The 18,514-nt window shown below is 68.1% G+C and carries 18 protein-coding genes; 8 read left to right on the forward strand and 10 right to left on the reverse strand.

The window, feature by feature from the left end; genetic code table 11:
* The first annotated feature begins 58 nt into the window (after positions 1-58).
* Positions 59-1,603 (forward strand): undecaprenyl-phosphate glucose phosphotransferase, encoded by a 1,545-nt coding sequence (locus tag ASF08_RS21985; protein ID WP_056149755.1) that lies wholly within the window; start codon positions 59-61, stop codon positions 1,601-1,603.
* A gap of 115 nt (positions 1,604-1,718) precedes the next feature.
* On the opposite strand, the gene ASF08_RS21990 is transcribed toward ASF08_RS21985, so the two are convergent.
* The 9 genes from ASF08_RS21990 to ASF08_RS22030 form a co-directional block, all read right to left on the reverse strand.
* The gene (locus ASF08_RS21990) at positions 1,719-2,141 is read right to left on the reverse strand and encodes a hypothetical protein (protein WP_244474607.1); all 423 of its coding nucleotides are present in this window, start codon (positions 2,139-2,141) and stop codon (positions 1,719-1,721) included.
* A gap of 313 nt (positions 2,142-2,454) precedes the next feature.
* On the reverse strand, positions 2,455-4,905 hold the full coding sequence (locus tag ASF08_RS21995) for a TonB-dependent receptor (RefSeq protein ID WP_018043580.1): 2,451 nt from the start codon (positions 4,903-4,905) through the stop codon (positions 2,455-2,457).
* Between the two features lie 548 nt (positions 4,906-5,453).
* Positions 5,454-6,080, reverse strand: coding sequence for a hypothetical protein (locus tag ASF08_RS22000; RefSeq protein WP_056149507.1), 627 nt, complete (start codon positions 6,078-6,080; stop codon positions 5,454-5,456).
* Positions 6,077-6,961: an ABC transporter permease gene (locus ASF08_RS22005; protein ID WP_056149509.1), complete on the reverse strand. Its 885-nt coding sequence runs from the start codon at positions 6,959-6,961 to the stop codon at positions 6,077-6,079. Before ASF08_RS22005 ends, ASF08_RS22000 begins: the two co-directional genes overlap by 4 nt.
* Positions 6,962-7,163: 202 nt before the next feature.
* Positions 7,164-7,919, reverse strand: coding sequence for an ABC transporter ATP-binding protein (locus ASF08_RS22010; RefSeq protein WP_056149511.1), 756 nt, complete (start codon positions 7,917-7,919; stop codon positions 7,164-7,166).
* On the reverse strand, positions 7,916-8,158 hold the full coding sequence (locus tag ASF08_RS22015; RefSeq protein WP_018043584.1) for a hypothetical protein: 243 nt from the start codon (positions 8,156-8,158) through the stop codon (positions 7,916-7,918). Before ASF08_RS22015 ends, ASF08_RS22010 begins: the two co-directional genes overlap by 4 nt.
* A 14-nt stretch (positions 8,159-8,172) precedes the next feature.
* On the reverse strand, positions 8,173-8,607 hold the full coding sequence (locus tag ASF08_RS22020) for a hypothetical protein (RefSeq protein WP_026175893.1): 435 nt from the start codon (positions 8,605-8,607) through the stop codon (positions 8,173-8,175).
* Positions 8,608-8,782: 175 nt separating this feature from the next.
* Positions 8,783-9,769 carry a YVTN family beta-propeller repeat protein gene (locus ASF08_RS22025; protein ID WP_018043586.1) on the reverse strand — a complete coding sequence of 329 codons (987 nt, stop codon included), beginning with the start codon at positions 9,767-9,769 and terminating at the stop codon, positions 8,783-8,785.
* A gap of 154 nt (positions 9,770-9,923) precedes the next feature.
* Entirely contained in the window at positions 9,924-11,150 is a 1,227-nt protein-coding gene (locus ASF08_RS22030) for an ABC transporter substrate-binding protein (RefSeq protein WP_056149514.1), read from the reverse strand.
* Between the two features lie 320 nt (positions 11,151-11,470).
* Here ASF08_RS22030 and ASF08_RS22035 point away from each other — a divergent pair, with 320 nt between their 5' ends.
* The 7 genes from ASF08_RS22035 (at position 11,471) to ASF08_RS22065 (ending at position 17,126) form a co-directional block, all read left to right on the forward strand.
* Positions 11,471-11,989, forward strand: coding sequence for a DUF3280 domain-containing protein (locus ASF08_RS22035; RefSeq protein ID WP_056149515.1), 519 nt, complete (start codon positions 11,471-11,473; stop codon positions 11,987-11,989).
* Positions 11,990-12,024: 35 nt separating this feature from the next.
* A complete protein-coding gene (locus ASF08_RS22040; RefSeq protein WP_056149517.1) occupies positions 12,025-12,732 on the forward strand; it encodes a (5-formylfuran-3-yl)methyl phosphate synthase in 708 nt (235 codons plus the stop codon).
* Positions 12,729-13,307, forward strand: a complete 579-nt coding sequence (locus tag ASF08_RS22045) for an amino acid kinase family protein (RefSeq protein ID WP_056149519.1) — start codon at positions 12,729-12,731, stop codon at positions 13,305-13,307. The genes ASF08_RS22040 and ASF08_RS22045 overlap by 4 nt, the downstream gene beginning before the upstream one ends.
* Complete coding sequence (locus ASF08_RS22050) at positions 13,304-14,860, forward strand: DUF6513 domain-containing protein (RefSeq protein WP_056149521.1); 1,557 nt, start codon at positions 13,304-13,306, stop codon at positions 14,858-14,860. The genes ASF08_RS22045 and ASF08_RS22050 overlap by 4 nt, the downstream gene beginning before the upstream one ends.
* Before the next feature lie 4 nt (positions 14,861-14,864).
* Entirely contained in the window at positions 14,865-15,461 is a 597-nt protein-coding gene (locus ASF08_RS22055; RefSeq protein ID WP_056149523.1) for a DUF447 domain-containing protein, read from the forward strand.
* A gap of 28 nt (positions 15,462-15,489) precedes the next feature.
* Positions 15,490-16,020, forward strand: coding sequence for an SRPBCC family protein (locus tag ASF08_RS22060; RefSeq protein WP_056149525.1), 531 nt, complete (start codon positions 15,490-15,492; stop codon positions 16,018-16,020).
* Between the two features lie 176 nt (positions 16,021-16,196).
* A complete protein-coding gene (locus tag ASF08_RS22065) occupies positions 16,197-17,126 on the forward strand; it encodes a virginiamycin B lyase family protein (RefSeq protein ID WP_056149526.1) in 930 nt (309 codons plus the stop codon).
* A gap of 197 nt (positions 17,127-17,323) precedes the next feature.
* On the opposite strand, the gene dprA is transcribed toward ASF08_RS22065, so the two are convergent.
* Complete coding sequence (gene dprA / locus ASF08_RS22070; RefSeq protein ID WP_056149528.1) at positions 17,324-18,499, reverse strand: DNA-processing protein DprA; 1,176 nt, start codon at positions 18,497-18,499, stop codon at positions 17,324-17,326.
* Positions 18,500-18,514: the final 15 nt, after the last annotated feature.

Raw genomic sequence — 18,514 nt, forward strand, 5'->3', positions numbered from 1 at the left:
TGCCGGCTTGGCATCGTCCCCCCATCTCACCGACGAAAAGTTCGAACGAAAGCAGACGATGAGCGCCTTCGACGTTCGCGACCTTCTGAAGGCGGCGGGGAATCCCAGCCAGCCGAATGCGGTCGATACGGCTCATGACGGCTCCGCCGAATCCGCGATTCCTCCCGCCGAAATCGGGGCGCCCCGCGACCATGGCGGGGTCCTGTCTCCCGTCGTGCTGTCGGGCAGCGTGCGGCTGGCGGACATGGCGCTCATCGCCATCCTCGGCTTCGCCACCCACTTCGTGCAACTCCGCGGCGTCGTCGCACTGGGATGGAGCTATCCTGCGGCGATCCTGTCCGTGGCCGGGCTCGCGGTGGCGTTGTTCCAGATCTTCGGCAGTTACCGGATCGCCGCCTTTCGGACCTTCTTCAAACCCGCCCTGCGCCTCACCGCCGCCTGGTCGCTGACGTTCCTCGTCGTTGCCACGGTCATGGTCTTCGCCAAGGTCGCCGACCATTATTCCCGCATCTGGCTCGCGCTGTTCTACGCCCTGGGGCTGGCCCTGCTCCTCGCCGAACGCCTCGTCCTGCTCCGTTTCGTCACCGCCCGCATGCTGCGCGGACAGTTCGACCGCCGCACGGCCATCGTCGGGGGCGGGCCATTGGCGGAAGAGCTCATCCGCGCACTGGAAGCGGAATCCGATGCGGGCATCCGCATCGTCGGCGTGTTCGACGATCGCGGGGACAACCGGTCCTCCTCGGTGATCGCCGGCTACCCGAAGCTCGGCACGGTGAGCGATCTCGTCGATTACGCGCGCTCCACGCGCCTCGACCTCGTGGTCTTCACGCTGCCGATCGCGGCCGAGGATCGCCTGCTCCAAATGTTGGCCAAGCTCTGGGTGCTGCCCATCGACATCCGCCTCTCCGCCAAGGCGACGAAGCTCAAGCTGCGCCCGAGGGCCTATTCCTATCTCGGCTCAGTCCCCGTCCTCGACGTGTTCGACAAGCCGATGGCCGATTGGGACATCGTCACCAAGGCCATCTTCGATCGCGTCGTCGGCATGGCCATGCTGATCGTGCTGGCGCCGGTCATGCTCGGCCTGGCCATCGCGGTTCGCCTCACCTCGCCCGGTCCGATCCTGTTCCGGCAGAAGCGCCTCGGCTTCAACAACGAGACGATCGAGGTCTACAAGTTCCGGTCGATGTATGCCGACCAGTCCGATTTCACGGCCGCGAAGCAGGTCACCCGCGGCGACCCGCGCGTCACGCCCCTCGGCCGGTTCATCCGCAGGACGTCGCTGGACGAGCTTCCACAGCTGTTCAACGTCCTGAAGGGGGAATTGTCCCTGGTCGGGCCGCGGCCCCACGCGGTCCAGGCCAAGACCAGCACGACCCTCTACGATCAGGTGGTCGACGGATATTTCGCCCGCCACAAGGTCAAGCCCGGCATCACCGGCTGGGCCCAGATCAATGGCTGGCGCGGCGAGACCGATACCGACGAGAAGATCCAGCGCCGCGTCGAACACGACCTCTACTACATCGAGAACTGGTCGATCCTGTTCGACGTGCAGATCATGCTGGCGACTCCGCTCTCACTCGTCACCACCAAGAACGCCTACTGATCCGATATCCTCCCGGGATGCATGCACCCGGCGACGCAAAAAGGCCGCCCCTCGCATCGCGAAGGGCGGCCTTTGCCGTTCTTGCGCCGGAGGCCGGCGCGACAGGTGTACTGCGTTACGGCAGGGAACCGGCAGCCTTCTTGGCCTCGGTCATCGTGTTCTCGCAGCCCTTGGCATCTCCGGCCGCTTCCTGCTTGCGCGCCTGCTCGATCAGGTGACGGGCGTGGTCGACACTCTTGGCATTCGGGGTGGTCGAGGGATCGGTGGGCTTACCGCCGGGAGGGGCGTCGAGGCCCATCGACGGATTGGACGCGACCTTGCCGTCGGCCGAAGCGGTGCCGGTGACCGACACGGCGCCGGAACTGTTGAGGCGCCGCTCGATCGTGGCGATCTGGTCGGAACACGCAGAGGCGAAGGCCGGACCGGCAATGGCGGTGAAGACGAGGGCGGGCACGAGGACGCGGATCAGCGGCGAGGCCGTGGTCGGCGAATGCGCCTTGTCCGAGGACGTCTTGGTCTCGTTGAGGGCCTTGGTCATGCGATGCTTTCCGGTGATGTCGAACATGGCACGCCAACGCTCGACCCACCCGGCATGTTGCTGCGACATCGTTGAACCTGTGGCGGATCATCCCCTGACGGGGCACTCCGCCGCACATGGCGACCGACCATGGCGAGCGACAAAAAAGGCCGCCGCCCCGTCTCCGGAGCGGTGGCCCATCGCAGGGGCTCTACCACGTCTCGCTGACCCATAAGTCAGGGTCAGGGAGGTCCGGCGGACGAATGCCGCCGCGCAGTCAGCGCGGGCAGACCTCGATGAGCCGGGCTCATCGAGGTCTGGTATCGAGGGGCGGCTACCAGAAGATGCGCATTCCGCCATAAGCCGCGATCGGCGCGCCGGGGGCCAGGCTCCGGTTGGAGCTGGCATTGGGCAGGGCCAGGATCGGAACCTCGCCGACCGGCGAGAAGGTGCCGAAGGTCGCGTATTTCGCGTTCAGCGCGTTCTCCACGTAGCCGTAGAGCTCGATGTTCTCGTTCACCCGGTAGCTCGTGTTGAACCCGATGACCGCGTAGTTGCCGGTGGTCTTGTTGAGGTTCGATTCGTCGCCCACGAGGAACTTGCCGGTGGCGACACGGCCGAGGACGCCGACCCGCCATTCCGGCGTGACGTTGTACTGCACGCCGACCTTGACCTGATGCGGCGCGACGCCGGGGAGCTTGTCGCCGCGTCGCACGAAGATCTGGTTAGCTTCCGAGTTGTCCGGCTGGGCCGGGTTCGGCGTGGCGAACGGGTTGCCGCCGGAGGCCAGGGTCAGCGGCGACTGGAAGGTCGCGTCGACGAAGGCGTAGTCGATGAAGGCGTTCCAGACCGGGGTGGTGATGGCGAGGCTCGCCTCGACGCCCTGGCGGCGGGTGGAGCCGACATTCTGGAAATAGGCCCGGCCGATGGTGATGTCGGAGGGCACGAAGGTGATGTCATCCTCGTTGCGGGCCCGGAACACGCCGGCCTTCCAGCTGAGCACCCCGAGCTCGATCGGCGATGGCAGCTTGCCGCGGAAACCCGCTTCCACGGTGCGGGAGATGACCTGCTTCAGCGGCGGATCGCCGACGAAGAAGTTGGTGAGCGAGCACGGGGCGAGCGGATCGGCGCAGGAGAGTTCGGCCGGGGTGGGCGCACGGTTCGCCTCGACATAGCCGCCATAGACGGTGAGGAGATCGGGCACGAGCTTGTAGGTCGCGCCGACGCCCGGGTTGAAACGCTGGAAGTAGTGGTTGCCGTTCAAGGCCGTGCCGAGCTGATCCTCCAGCACGATCTTGGCCATGTTGAACCGGCCCTGCAGCGTCAGGGTCAGGCGATCGGTCAGGTCGGTGTTGTTCTGCAGGTAGATGCCGCCGTAATCGTTGCTCGACTTCACGCTCACCGGCGTGATCGAGTTGTCGTCGCTGCGCACGACGATGCCGGGGCCGAAGAAGCCGCGGTCGAAGGTCAGGCCGCCCACGGCGTTGTCGGCGGTGAAGGCCGTGCGGCCGCCATCGTAGGAGCCGCCGAGGACGAAGCGGTTCGGCAGCCCGAACAGCGTCTCGCGCACGTTGGTCTGGACCGAGACGCCGAAATTCTCGGTGTTGGTCCGGGTCGAGTTGAGGAAGGCGTAGGGGCCGCCCTCGTCGAACCGCTCCGCGAAGGCCGGAAGCCGGGCGAAGTTGGCCGTCCTGACGCTGCTCGCCTGGACGCGACGGTTCAGCCGGTCGCGCAGGAAGAACTGCTCTTCGTTGGCGCCTTCCGAGCAGAGGAACCGCTCGTTCGCCTCGCAGCGCTCCACCTCGGCGGCGTCGCCATTGGCGGTGTTCTGCTCGAACCGGCCGTAATAGGCGTTGCCCTGGATCGTCACGGTGGGGGTGATGTCGTAGGTGCCGGAGAGCCCGATGCGTCCGAACGCATTCAGCGTCTTGTCGGGATAGGTGAAGACCTCGTTGCGCTTGAAGTCCAGCAGATCGACGGGCAGGGTTCCGTTGCCGGTCAGGCTGTTGATCGCGCCCATGAAGTTGAGGTGGAACTCACCCTTCTCCGCCTGCACGCCGAGATCGCCGTAGAACTGGCGCAGGCGCGAGGGCGAGTGCTGGCGCCATCCGTTCTCGGAGAGGGCCGTGCCGGCGACGTAGAGGCCGACATTGTCCGAGCGCTGCCCGTGCTGGAACGAACCGCCGAAGCGCCCGAACGAACCGCCCGAGAGGTTCAGCTCGGTGCCCTGATAGGTGAAGCCGTTCTTGAGCTGAACGCTAAGCGCGCCGCCGAGGGCGTTGAGGCCGTAGGCCGGGTTCGAGCCTTCGAGCTCGATGCGGTCGACGGCGATGTCGGGGATGAGATCCCACTGCACCGTGTCGCCGAAGGAGGTGTTGAAGCGGTTGCCGTTGACGTAGACGGCAACACCCTGGGGGCTTCCGCCCAGCGGCGAGGCTTCGAAGCCGCGATAGGTGATGGTCGGCTGGAAGGGGTTGCCCTGCGCGTTGTTGATGCTGATCGAGCCGATCCGCTCGTCGAGGGCGCGCAGCACGCTCGGGGTGCCGACCCGGTTCACGTCCGCCGAGGTCAGGACGCTGGTGTTCTGGGGAAGCTTGTCACGGTCCTGGCCGAGCAGGACGCCCTGGGCGTTGCGCAGGGTGGGCGTCGGCGTGGTGGCGACCACGTCCAGTTCCTGCAGCGTCACGGCCTGCTGGCCGCCGACGACCGTCGTCTGCGCATAGGCGACGCCCGGCAGCAGCGCTACCGAAACGAGGAGGCTGCTCCGCAGCGTCCGCTTCTTCATGTCCCGAGACCCTTCGATTCAAAATGGCGTGGCCGGTTTGTCCCGGCTCGTTACCGAATGTTGCGGGGCGTATCGGGCTTCGACAATGCGGTCGCGGGGGGATTCGACGATTCTAATAAGGACACACAGAGATGGCGTCCGCGCGTGATCTGCGGGCAACACGATTTGCCAGAGAATACAAAGACTTCAGGATCAATAGGAACGACAAGCGGGACGATTAGGCAACAAGTGCTGCCGGAATGTTTTCCGTGTCTTGGGGATGGGATGAGCCTCTTCGTACGTGGCGGACCGTCACGAAGGTCGAGCGAATCGACGGCGTCCAATCCTTCCGCGGCCGAGGCGAGTATCCACGGCGAGCAATACCAGACCTCGATGAGCCCGACTCATCGAGGTATGCCCGCGCGACTGCGCGGCGGCATTCGTCCGCCGGACCTCAGTGACCCTGACCTATGGGTCAGGGGCACTGATACAGGATACAAAAGGCCCGCCGGAGGGTCCGGCGGGCCTGAGGACACTTGGCTTGGCGAAAGCCCGATGGTGACGTCGGGTCAGAGGCGCGCCTGGATCTTGCGGGCGACCTCGCCGAGACGCTGCTCCAACAGGGTCGGCACTTCGCAGACATAGGTCAGGGACTGGCTGCGTTCCTGGAAGATGCGCCGGTCCCAGGCGAATTTCGTCTCCAGTTCCGAGGCTTCCTTGGGCATCTCGCGGGCGTCGTTGGCGCTGGGGCCGTCCTTCACCGAACTGATCTGGTCGGCCTCCTGGCGGATGCGCTCGGCCATCCGCCGCTGCCCCTGCGCGTAGCGCGTGATCCCCCCGATCACCCGGTTGCGCTCGTTGTTCACCACCTCGAACACGCCGGCGAAGACGCGGGTGAGGCGCTTGGCCTTGTCGTCGCCGGCCTTGGCGACGAACTCGTCGAGGAGTGGATCGACCTCGCCGAGTTCGGTGCGGCGCGAGGCGATCTTCTGGGCGAGCGAGGCCGCCTCGTAATCGTCGCCCCAAGGGCCGGCGGCCTCCAGATCCGGCCCCGTCCAGACGGTGCCGGGGCTCAGGGTCGAGACCTTGCGCTGGACGCAGGGCCAGTCCGGGTCCGCTTTGGGCTGGGCGAGGGCCGGCCCACAGAGGAGACCGCCGGCCGCCAGGGCCAGTACGAATGTCCGCGAAAGAATCATGAATTGTCTCCGGCCGGTCCGCCGCGCCGGGCCATGATGCCGCGACCGGGATCGTAGGCGATGACGGCGAGGGTGAAGAAGGCGATGGTGGTGCCCACGACGACGGCGCAGGCGATCGGTTCGAACTGCCCGTAGAGGGCGAAGCGCACGAGCTGGACGGCATGGCTGAACGGGTTGGCCATGCAGATCAGGTAGAGCGTCTCGCTCGACTCGCGGATGCGCCAGAGCGGGTAGAGGGCCGATGAAGCAAAGAACATCGGGAAGATCACGAAGTTCATCACGCTGGCGAAATTCTCGAGCTGCTTGACCATCGAGGACAGGAGCAGGCCGATGGCGCCGAGCATCAGCCCCGCGGCGATGAAGGCCGGGAGCGCCGCCACGTAGCCGATGGCCGGGATGTCGAGTTCCCAGAACCAGGCGATGGCGAGGAAGGCATAGGCCTGGACCACCGAGACGGTGACGCCGGCGATCAGCTTGGCCAGCAGCAGCAGCCAGCGCGGATAGGGGCTCGTGAGCAGCACCTTCATCGAGCCGACCTCGCGGTCGTAGACCATCGAGAGCGAGGATTGCATGCCGTTGAAGAGCTGGATCATCACGGCCAGCCCCGGCACCACGTAGACCTCGTAGAGGACATAGGTCTGGTAGGGCGGCTCGATCGAGACCCCGAGCGTGTTGCGGAAGCCCGCCGCGAAGATGAACAGCCAGACCAGTGGCCGCACGAGCGCGGAGAAGAACCGCTCCTTCTGGTTGAAGAACCGCAGCAACTCGCGACGGACGATGCCGCCGAGGCAGATCAGGTAGCCGAGCGCGTCGAGGCGGCCGAGATGGGGCACGGGTTTTTCTGTCGGGCCGGCAACCGTCGAGGCGATGGTCTTTGTCATGAGAAGGAACCCATCGATAGCCGGGGTACAGGCCTATCGGCACGTCCCATCCCCACCCTCATCCTGAGGTGCCGGAGCGCAGCGAAGGCCTCGAAGGAGGCTTCCAGTTCGCTCCATGATCCCTGGAACCCTCCTTCGAGGCTGCTGCGCAGCACCTCAGGATGAGGTCGTGAGTGGGATCGGAGGCCTTTGGGCATTGCACTCATGCGGCCTGCCTCGGCGGTTCGGCGACGAGGCGCCGGAAGGCGGCTTCCAGGGTCTCGTCGCCTTGCGCGATGGAGTCCGCAGTTCCACGCGCGACGATGCGGCCCTTGTGAAGGACGACCGCGTCGTCGGCCCCGTCGATCTCCTCGAAGATGTGGGTCGCCCAGAGGACCGACAGCCCATCCTCCCGCACCAGGGCGCGGACGATGGCGACGATGTCGGCCCGCGATTCGAGATCGAGCCCCACGGTGGGCTCGTCGAGGAGCAGGAGTTTCGGCTCATGCACCAGGGAGCGGGCGATTTCGATGCGCCGCGACTGGCCGCCGGAGAGGGTGCGCACCTTGTCGTCGCGCCGGTCGCTCAGGCCAACGCGGGCGAGCAACGCCGCGATGCGGGCCTTCGCGGCCCGGCGCGCGATGCCGTGCAGGCTGGCATGGTAGAGGAGGTTCTGCTCGACGGTGAGGTCGGTGTCGAGGGTGCGGGCCTGGAAGACGACGCCGAGGCGGGCGAGCGCCCGGGACGGCTCGCGGTCGAGGCCGTGACCGAAGATCGAGACCCGCCCGTCCTGGCTGGCGTAGAGCCGGGTGATCACTGAGAACAAGGTGGTCTTGCCGGCGCCGTTGGGGCCGAGCAGGGCCATGAACCGGCCCCGCTCCACCAGGATCGAGACGTCGGACAGGGCCGCGCGCGCGCCGAAGCGATGGCTCACGCCGGCCACGTCGAGGGCCGCACTCTCCCCTGCCCCGTCGCTCACGGCTTCATCGCCCGCTTGGCGTCACCGACCGCGTCGAGGCATTCGTCGAACTCGCCCTCGCCCTGCTCGCGCTCGGCCACGCGCAGGGCCTTCTTGAGCTTCGGCGCGGCGGTCTCGGACGGCCCCTTGGCGAGGGCGTCCTTGATCGTGGCGATGCCCTCGGCACAGGCGGCCTTGTCGTCGGCGAGCGCCGGGCCGGCGACAAGGAGGAAGGCGAATGTGGGGATGAGGAGACGCATGCGGAGGCCCTGCCTTACTTGACGATGAATTTGCCGGTCATGCCCTTGGATTCGAGTCCATGGATCGACCAGGGGTATTCGCCGGGCTTGATCGTGACGAACTCGATGGCGATCTCGCCCGGATCGTCGAATTCGAGGTGGTCCGGCGGGCCGCTGCCGTGGATCTCGAGATGCTGGATCACGATCTGGTTGAACCAGATGTTGCGGAAGAACTCGGTGGCGTAGAACTTATATTCCTGCCGACCCTTGGCGACGATGCGCAGGCGATAGGCCTTGCCGGATTCGAGCTCGATCTCCCGGTTCTCGACCACGAAATCGTTGCCCTCCTCGTTGCCGAGGACCAGATCCGGCAGGTTGGAGCGCTTCTTGGTGAGATCGAGGGCCGAGGCTGGCCCCGTGGCGAGCAGGGCCGCCAGGGCGAGGGTGATCGTCCGCATCGTCCTCGTCATGTGATCGTCCTCCCGTTGGCCGCCTTGAGGCGGTCCGTCCTTCGGCATATCCGCGCGTCCCTCCTTCCCCTTGTGGGGAGGAGTTGGAGGTGGGGGTGGCTGGGTGACCCTCTACGGAGGCAGGCGGAGCCACCCCCACCCTGACCCTCCCCACAAGGGGGAGGGAAAGTGCACCTCAATTCGGCGACACCGCCACGCCCCAGGGCAGCAATCCCACCGGGATGCTCTTGATGACCTTGTTCGCCTCCACATCCACCACCGAGACGTCGTTGGAGGAGCCGTTGGTGGAGAACAGAAACTTCTGGTCCGGCGTGAAGGCGAGCTGCCACACGCGCTGCCCCACGGGCAGGTACTTCTCGACGTTGTAGGTCTTGGCGTCGATCACCGCGATGCGGTTGGCGGGCCCCAGGGCCACGAAGGCCTTGGTGCCGTCCTTGGTGATGCGGATGCCCACGGGCTGGATCGCTTCTTCGTTCACGCCGGCGATCTTGAAGGCGATCTTGTTGATGACCCGCCGCGCGGCGACGTCGATGATGCTGATCGTGCCGCCGACCTCGGCCGAGACCCAGAGGAACTTCCCGTCCGAGGTGAATTCGGCAAAGCGCGGTCGCGCATCCACCAGCACGTTGTCGATCACTTGGAACGTGGTGGTGTCGATGAAATGCGCCATGTTGGTGGTCTCGGAGGTGTTCACCAGGATCTTGCCGTCCGGCGACAGGCCCATCCCCTCCGGCTCCACGCCGACGGGCACCTCGGCCAGGACCTTGTTCTTCTCGATGTCGATGACGGTGACCTGGCTGTCGTCCTCGTTGGCGACGTAGAGCGGGTTGCCGCCCGGCCCCAAGATGAACTGCTCCGGATCGGGTCCGGAGCGGAGCGAGCGCACCACCTTGCCGGTGGCGGTGTCGAGCACGTCGATGCGGTCGTCGTCGCTGGCGCAGACGAACAGCTCCTTGCCGTCCTTGCTCGTCGTCACCCCGCGGGGGCGCCGACCGACCTTCCAGGTTCCGGTCACGGCCATCGTCGCCGTGTCGATGACGCTGACGGTGTTGGCCTTCTCGTTGGTCACGTAGACCGTGTAGGCCTGCGCGGTGGCGCTCAGAGCCATCGTCGCACCGACGAGGGCGGCCACACACACGCCTGCCTTGAAGCCGAGGCTCATTCCGTCTTCTCCCTGGGCATCGCTTCTTTGCGCGATTGACAGTGATTATAGTGCAGTTTGTCCTGACGGGGAGCGCATGCCTGCACGCGGAACGCAAGCGCGTTGCCGCAGGACGGGCGCGAAAATTCGCAGATCCCCGAACATTCGCGGACCGTCAGAACCGACACGCCGTCTCGGGAAGGTCGACACCGAGGGTGTCCAGCGGGGTGCGCTGATGGGTGAAGCCCTGTTCGGGCGCCACGGTCACCATGGCCTTGGGCTGCACCACGATGATCGGCTGACGCAGCTGGTGGTCCCAGGGACGGTAGGTCAGCGAGACGCCCTTGTAGGCGGGCAGGCTGAAGGCCGGGTCTGCGAAGTAGGGTGCGAGCACGGCCGGGTCTGCGGTCTTTTTCTGCGTCGCCGCCTCGCCCACCGAGCGCACGGCCGCCCAGACCTGATAATCGAGGGGCCGCATCAGCCGGCCGGCGAGACGCCGGAAGCGGTTCTGCGCCTGTGCCGCCCCCCAGGTTTCCAGGGTCGGGTGCCAGGTGGCCGCGATGAGCCCCTGCGTTCCCGCGACCGGCCGGGGGTCCACCGTGCGGAAGGGGACGTAGTCGCCCCAATCGTTCGCCTCGTCGGCGACGATGGCGAGGTCGTAATCGACGCCGCGGGTGAAGACCATCGCCTCGGAGCGGGTCGGCGTGTCGCCCCGCGCCTTGGCGAGCGGGCCGAAGGTCCAGGGCTTCTCGGCGGTGATCTTCAGGGAGAACTTCTTGGCCGAGGCCCGGAACGCGTCGGCATAGAGCTTGTCGTTGTCGTTGGGGCCGACGATCAGGAACATCTTGCGCCAGCGCATCAGCGTAAAGAACTGCGCCAGCGCGTCGGTCTGCATCGCCCGGCTCGGGATCACGTGGAAGACGTTTTTGCGGCAATCGGCGCCGCGCAGGCGGTCGTCGGGCGCGGCGGTGTTGAACACGGTCACGCCCTCGCCCTTGACCGCGTCGGCGACCGCCAGAACCTCGTCCGCTGGCAGGGCCAGGACGAGATAGCGGATCCCCTTGCCCACGAGGTCGCGGGCGGCGTCGACGGCGCTCTTGCCCTCCGTGAGGGCGACCTCGTCGAGGGCGTAGGTCTGCTTGGTGAAGCGCCCGGTCGTATTGTTGTCCTTGACCGCCATGCGGGCGCCGGCAACGCCCTCGTCCTCCGGCGCGGCCTCGGCATCGTAGGAGGACGGCGCGATCTCGGGCCGGTAGATCAGGCCGATATGGGTGTCACCCGGAGCGGCCTCCGCCGCCTGCGCGGAGGCCGCCGGTTCCTGCGCCAGGGCGAGGGACGCCGTGCCGCCGAGGCCGAGCGTGAGGACGAGGGCGGCGGATCGGGAGAGGAGCGATGCGTTCATACGGTCGGCACGCTAACAACATTGCGCGGATACGCTCAATCGCGGAAGCATAAGGAAACCCTAAGGCGCGGCGGAGCGTCGCTTGCGCGCCGATGGGCACGAATACACGCGAGATCGCTCCGCGCCGGCGAGCCGATTTGCACGACTTGTCAAATCCGGTCACTGCTCGACTTTGAAGGCTCGGGCGCGGTGTCCGCCGCAGGCCGCATCGATCGTGACACAGGTTCGCCATGTCCCCATTCGTTAGGTCTCGTCGCGCCACGCCCATGATGCCAAAGTCCGTGAAGTCATTGCCGCCAACCGGCCTCGGACGCGCGGTGATGCGGCCCGCCGCCCTCGCCCTGGCCGCGATCCTGGCCGGATCGGTCCTGGCAGGACCGGCCCTCGCCGCCCCCGACAAGGCGGCGATCTTCGGGATCGAGCTCAACGATCCGGGTGTGGTCGGCGGCCGCAAGGCCCGGCCGGACGAAGCCCGACGCCTCGCCCTGGTCACGGAGGAGCTCCGCAAGGCGCTCACCGCCGGCAATGCGGTGGAGGTCGTGGACGTGGCGCCCCAGGCCGCCGAGATCGCCAAGCAGGCTCCCCTCTTCAAATGCGAGGGCTGCGCCGCCACCATCGCCAAGAGCCTCGGGGCCGATCTCGCCGTCAACGGTTTCGTGGAGAAGGGCTCCAACCAGATCTTCAATCTCTACGTCCTCATCTCGGACGCCGCTTCCGGCAAGGTCGTGCGGGCTGGACAGGTGGTGATCCGGGCCGATACCGACGACACATGGGTCCATGCCATGCGATGGGTGGTCAAGAACCGTCTCCTGGCCGAACCTTTGCCCAACCGATCCTGAGTCTCCCGTTGCCCCATCATTCCGTGTCGAAGCCGATGTCATCCGATCTGCGCGCGCGTCCCCGCCTCCTCGTCAGCGTCCGCGACGCGGACGAGGCCGTGATGGCGGCGCGGGCGGGCGCCGACCTCGTCGATGCCAAGGACCCCGTCCGGGGCGCGCTCGGGGCGCTCCCCGTCGAGACGGTCCGGGCGATCGTCGCGTCCATCGCGGACGTGGCCGTCAGCAGCGCGGTGGCCGGCGAGCCGCAGGACGCCGCCTCCCTGCCCGGATCGGTGGCGGCGATGGCCGGGACCGGCATCGGCTACGTCAAGGTCGCCGTGCGGGCCGATTTCGACGACGACGCCCTCGCCGCCGCGGCGCGGGCCGCCCCCGGCCGCCTCATCGCGGTACTCTTCGCCGGAGCACCGATGCCGGACGACCTCGTCGGCCGCCTCGCCGGGGCGGGCTTTGCCGGGGTGATGATCGACACCGCCACCAAGGACGGCCGGCGCCTCGGCGACCTCCTGCCCGCCCCTCGCCTCTCGGCCTTCACCGCCGACGCCCGCCTGCATGGTCTGCTCTCCGGCCTCGCGGGATCGCTGACGATCGCCGACATCGCCGTCCTTGCCGCGCACCGGCCGGACTATCTCGGCTTTCGTGGCGGCCTCTGCTTCGGCAGCGACCGGACGCGCGGCCTCGACGCGGAGCGCGTGGCCCTGGCCGCGCAGACGCTTCGCGGGCTCGACCGGCGGAACGCGGCGTGACGGGCGCGCCTCCCACCATCGTGAAGCTCGGCGGCAGCCTCGTCTCAAACGCGGCGCGGCTCGGACGCCTTCTCGGCGCACTGGCGGATGGCGGCGAGGGCCGCTGCGTCGTCGTGCCGGGCGGCGGCCCGTTCGCCGATGCGGTGCGTCAGGCCCAGGGGCGACTGGGCTTCTCGGACGCCCTCGCCCACCGCCTCGCCCTCGATGCCATGGGCCGGATGGCGGAGGTGCTTTCGGAGGGCGAGCCGCGCCTCGCCATCGTGCGCAGCGTGAGGGAGGCCCGCTCGGCCGAGGCGCCTGTCATCTGGGACCCTGTCGCGCTGAAAGACGGGCATGCTTCCATCCCCGAATCCTGGGACGTCACGTCGGACAGCCTCGCCCTCTGGCTCGCCACCGAACTCGGGGCACCCCGCTGCATCCTGGTGAAATCCATCGATCGCCCGGCGGGTGCGAGCCTGTCCGACCTCGTCCGGATGGGGGTTGTCGATGCGGCCTTTCCCGCCTTCGCCGCGTCCTACGCTGGCGAGATCGTGATCCGGGATCCGGGCGCGGACATCGTAAGGGCCGCCGCGTGAGCACGCCCGAACATCTCGTCTTCATCACCGGCCGGATGGCGAAGGCGCGCCTGGAGAAGGTCGCCGCGACCCTGCCGGCCGAGCGCTTCGCCTGGAGCATCGCCGATGCGGGCGTGAAAGTGGCGGCCCTGATGACCGAGGAGATCATCCGCCGCCGCGTGACGATCCCAGAGGGCGCCACGCGCATCGTCCTGCCGGGCCGCTGCCGCGCCAATCCGGAGGCGTTGTCCGCCCATTTTGGCCTGCCGGTGGAGCGCGGGCCGGACGAGGTGGTGGACCTTCCGGCCTATCTCGGCCTCGCGGGACGCAACGTCGATCTCTCGCGCCACGATCTGCGCATCTTCTCCGAGATCGTCGATGCCTCGAAGATGACGCCTGAGCAGATCCTGGCCAAGGGCCTCGACCTGGCGCGACGCGGCGCGGACGTGATCGATCTCGGCGGCCTGCCCGACACCGAGTTCCCGCATCTCGAAGAGTGCGTGCGCCTGCTGAAGGGGGCGGGGCTGAAGGTCAGCGTCGATTCCTTCTCCCTCGACGAGCTGACGCGCGGGGCGAAGGCCGGGGCCGACTTTCTCCTCAGCCTCAACGAGGAGACCCTGGACCTCGCCTTCGAGACCGATGCGGTGCCGGTCCTGGTGCCGATGCGGCCCGACGACCTGCCCTCCCTCGACCGCGCCATCGAGCGCATGGAGAAGGCCGGCCGGCCCTACATGGCCGATCCGATCCTGGAGCCGATCCATTTCGGCTTCGTCGAATCGATCACGCGCTATCACGAGACGCGCAAGCGCTGGCCCGGCATCGAGATGATGATGGGCACCGGCAACCTCACCGAACTCACCGAGGCCGACAGCCTCGGCGTCACCGCCCTCCTGGTCGGCATGTGCTCGGAACTGTCGATCCGCAACGTCCTGATCGTGCAGGTCTCCAACCACACGCGGCGCACGGTGGAGGAGCACGATGCCGCCCGCCGGGTGATGTTCGCCGCAAAGGCCGATTCCGCCCTGCCCAAGGGCTACGGACGCCAATTGCTGGCCTTGCACGACAAGCGCCCCTTCGTGCAGACCCCGGAGGAGATCGCGGCCCAGGCGGCGGAGGTGCGCGACCCGAACTACCGCATCGCGGTGGCCGAGGACGGCATCCACGCCTTCAACCGCGACGGCCACACGATCGGCACCGATGCCATGGCGTTCTTTCCCGATCTCGATGTCGCCGCCGACGGTGCCCACGCCTTCTATCTCGGTGGCGAGCTGACCAAGGCCGAGACGGCCTGGCGCCTCGGCAAGCGCTACGTCCAGGACGAGCCCCTGCGCTGGGGCGTCGCCGCGGACGAGGAGGTCGAGGACACCACCGCCTTCAAGAAGGCCGGGCATACCAAGCATTCCGGCCCCGGCGGCGCGGAGCGCGCCACCCGCGATGCGACGCCCGTGGAGGCCGATGCCGGCAAGCCCGAATTGTTGGAATCCGGCGAGGCCAAGTCCTCAGACACCGAGGCCACGGGCGACAGGGGCGCGCGCATCGTCTGCGGCAAGCTCGTTCCCGCCGGCGAGTCCTGATCCGATGCCGCTGATCCTCGAGACCATCGTCACCACCACCTCGCCCGCGGGCGACCTGCATCTCGTGCCCTTCGGCCTCATCCGCGGGGGCGAGGAGTGGGTGCTCGCCCCATTCCGGCCCTCGCCCACCATCCTCAACCTCGACGCCAATCCGGTCTTCGCCGCGTCGAGCCCGAGCGACGTGCGGGTGATCGCCGGCGCGGTCACCGGGCGGCGCGACTGGGCGACCCTGCCCTGCGATCGCATCCCGGGCCGGCGCCTCGCCGAGAGCTTCGGCCATGCCGAGTTCGAGGTGATCGCTGTGGAGGACGATGCGACGCGCCCGCGCTACCGTGCCCGCATGGTACACAGCGCCAGCCACATGCCGTTCTTCGGCTACAACCGCGCTCAAGCTGCGGTGCTGGAGGCGGCGATCCTGTCGACGCGCCTGCACATGCTGGAGCCGGACAAGATCCTCACGGAGATGCGCTACCACGCCATCGCGATATCCAAGACAGCCGGGCCCGCCGAGCGCGAGGCCTGGGACTGGATCGAGGACAAGGTCGCCGCCGCCCTCGGGCGCGGCGAGCCGGTTCTCGCACGAGCCCCCCAAGCACCCTAGACGGTGCGTTCCCGAGGAGACAGGGTTGATGAGATTCAAGACGCTGGCCGCCGTGGCGGCGCTCGCCACGGTATCCTTTGCGGCGCAGGCCCATGGCCCGACCCGCCAGAAGGTCTCCCAGACCATCGAGATCAACGCCCCGGCCGACAAGGTCTGGGCCGTGCTCGGAAATTTCCAGGATGCCAGCTGGATTCCGGTCGTCGAGAAGACCGAGGGCAAGGGCGGCAACGAGGTCAAGGCCACTCGCGTCCTGACCCTCAAGGGCGGCGCCACGGTCGAGGAAGAGCTCGCCAAGTACGACGCCGAGAAGAAGACCTACATGTACCGGATCACCAAGGTGGACGTGAAGACGCTGCCGGTGAACGACTATTCCTCGACCATCGAGGTCGAGGGCGACGGCGCCAAGACCAAGGTCACCTGGCGCGGCGCGTTCTACCGCGGCTACATGAACAACGATCCGCCGCCGGACCTGAACGACGACGCCTCCAAGGCGGCCGTCCTCGGCCTCTACAAGGCCGGCCTGGATAACGTGAAGGCCAAGGCCGAGAAGGGCTCTTGAGCCTGTTTTGCCCTAGGGCCTCGGATCCGGTGGCTCGCACCGGACCGAGTGGCGACGCGCTCCTCCCTCCCCCTTGTGGGGAGGGACCGAGGGTGGGGGTGCTTCCGCCAGCCTCCGCAACAGGAGGGCTCCCCAACCACCCCCACCTCCAACTCCTCCCCACAAGGGGGAGGAGAGTGGCGCAGGTCGTCGGCCTGCTCCTTACGCTGTTCACCGCCCCCGCCCTCGCCGACGAGGCCCTGGTCACGGCGCAGGGGGCCAACATCCTCGCCGTGGTCGATCTCGACACGCAGGTCGTCACCGCCCAGATCCCGGTGGACGGGGCGCCGGCCGGCATCGCCCTGTCGCCCGATCGCAAGACCGCCTACGTCACCCGCCCCGAGGGCCACGGCCTCGCCATCGTCGATCTCGACGCCCGCGCGGTGACGGGCACGCTCGCCCTGCCCGGCGGCCCGCTCGGCATCGCCGTCAATCCGAAATCCGGGGCGGTCTACGTGGCCGACTGGTACGGCAGTCGCATCTTCGTGGTCTCGGCCGACGGTTCGAAGATCGAGACCGAGATCCAGGTGGGCGCCTCGCCCTCGGGCATCGCGGTGACGCCCGACGGCGCCACGATCCTGGTGGCCAACCGCGAGGGCAATTCCGTCTCCCTGGTCGATGCGGCCACCGCCACCGAGACGGTGAAGATCCCGGTGGGCGAGCACCCGTTCGGCATCACCCTCGATGAGACCGGCACCCGCGCCTACACCGCCAACGTCATGTCGAACGACATCTCCGTCATCGATGTGGCCGGACGGCGGGAATTCGGCCGGGTCACCACCGGCGAGCGGCCCTACGTGGTGGCGCTGACCGCCACGCGGGGCTTCGTCACCGACCAGTATTCGAACACCGTGACGGTGTTCAACCTGAAGACCCTCACCAACGTGGCGGCCATCGAGGTGGGCGACCATCCGGAAGGCATCGCCGCCTCCCGCGACGGCAGCCTTCTCTACGTGACCAACTGGGGCTCCAACACGCTGGGCGTCATCGACGCGACGACGCTCAAGGTGATCAAGGACATCCCGGTGCCGGACGGCCCACGCTCGTTCGGGGATTTTTTGCGGTAGGGGGCGCATCCCCGCCGGCGGCGCATTCACACATGTCGCGGGATGCGCCGCCCTACCCTCCTCCCCCTTGTGGGGAGGAGTTGGAGGTGGGGGTGGTCGGGCGACCCTCGACTTACGGAGGCTGGCGGAGCCACCCCCACTCCTGACCTCTCCCCACAAGGGGAGAGGGACGCAAGAGGGACGGACACCCGTCCTCCCTACGACACCAGCGACACCGCTCCGCTGCCATGCCGCTCGATCCGGCCGTCGAGTTCGAGTTCCAGCAGCGTCGTCTGGACGATGCGCACACTGAGACCCGCCGCGCGGGCGAGGTCGTCGGTGCCGATGGGGGTCGGGCTGAGATAGGCGATGAGGCGGGCGCGGTCGTCGGCGGGTTCCGGCTCCTCGATCTCCTCCTCCGCCTCGGGGGCCGGGCCGCCGATCCCGTCGAGCTCGTCCCAGAAGATCGGCGCGTCGGCGAGGTCGGGCCGGTCGAGGGCGAGCTGGCCGATCCCCTGTTCGAAATCCCCGCGCCCGATCAGCGGCGCGATGGCGGAGGTGACGTGCTCCACCTCCGAGACCAGGGTCGCGCCCTGGCGGATGAGGTCGTTGGTGCCCTCGGCGCGCGGGTCGAGGGGCGAGCCCGGCACGGCGAAGACCTCCCTGCCCTGTTCCAGGGCGAAGCGCGCGGTGATGAGCGAGCCCGAGCGGCGCGCGGCCTCCACCACCACGGTGCCGTAGGCGAGGCCGGAGATGATGCGGTTGCGCCGGGGAAAGTCCCGGCCGCGGGGCTCCCAGCCCATGGGCATCTCGGCGAGCACCGCGCCGCCGGCATCGAGAATGCCCTCCACCAGGGCCTCGTGGTTGGCCGGATAGATCCGGTCCTGGCCGCCGGCGAGCACCGCCACCGTTCCCGAGCCCAGGGACGCCTTGTGCGCGCGGGCATCGATGCCCCGCGCCAGCCCCGAGACCACCACGAGGCCGGCCTCGCCGAGGCCCCGCGCCAGACGCTCGGTGAAGCCCAGGCCGGCGGCCGAGGCGTTGCGGGAGCCGACGATGGCGATGGCGGGCCGGGAAAGGATCGCCGCCTGACCCCGGATCGCGATCAGGGGCGGGGCCGAATCGGCGGCCTGGAGCAGCTTGGGGTAATCGTCCTCGCCCATGGCCACGAGGCGGGCCCCGATCCTGGCCGCGGCCTCCAATTCGGCTTCCGCCTGCGCCCGCGTCACCGGCACGACGCGCTTGGCCCCGCGCTTCGCGAGGTCCGGCAGGGCTTCCAGCGCCGCGCCGGCTCCGCCGAAGCGGTTGATCAGGGTCCGGAAGGTGCGCGGGCCGACGCCCTCGGTGCGGATCAACCGGAGCCAGTCGAGGCGCTGGGCGGGGTTGAGTTGCATGCCCCGGACCTCCTT

Source organism: Methylobacterium sp. Leaf85 (assembly GCF_001422125.1).
GTDB classification, from domain to species: domain Bacteria; phylum Pseudomonadota; class Alphaproteobacteria; order Rhizobiales; family Beijerinckiaceae; genus Methylobacterium; species Methylobacterium bullatum.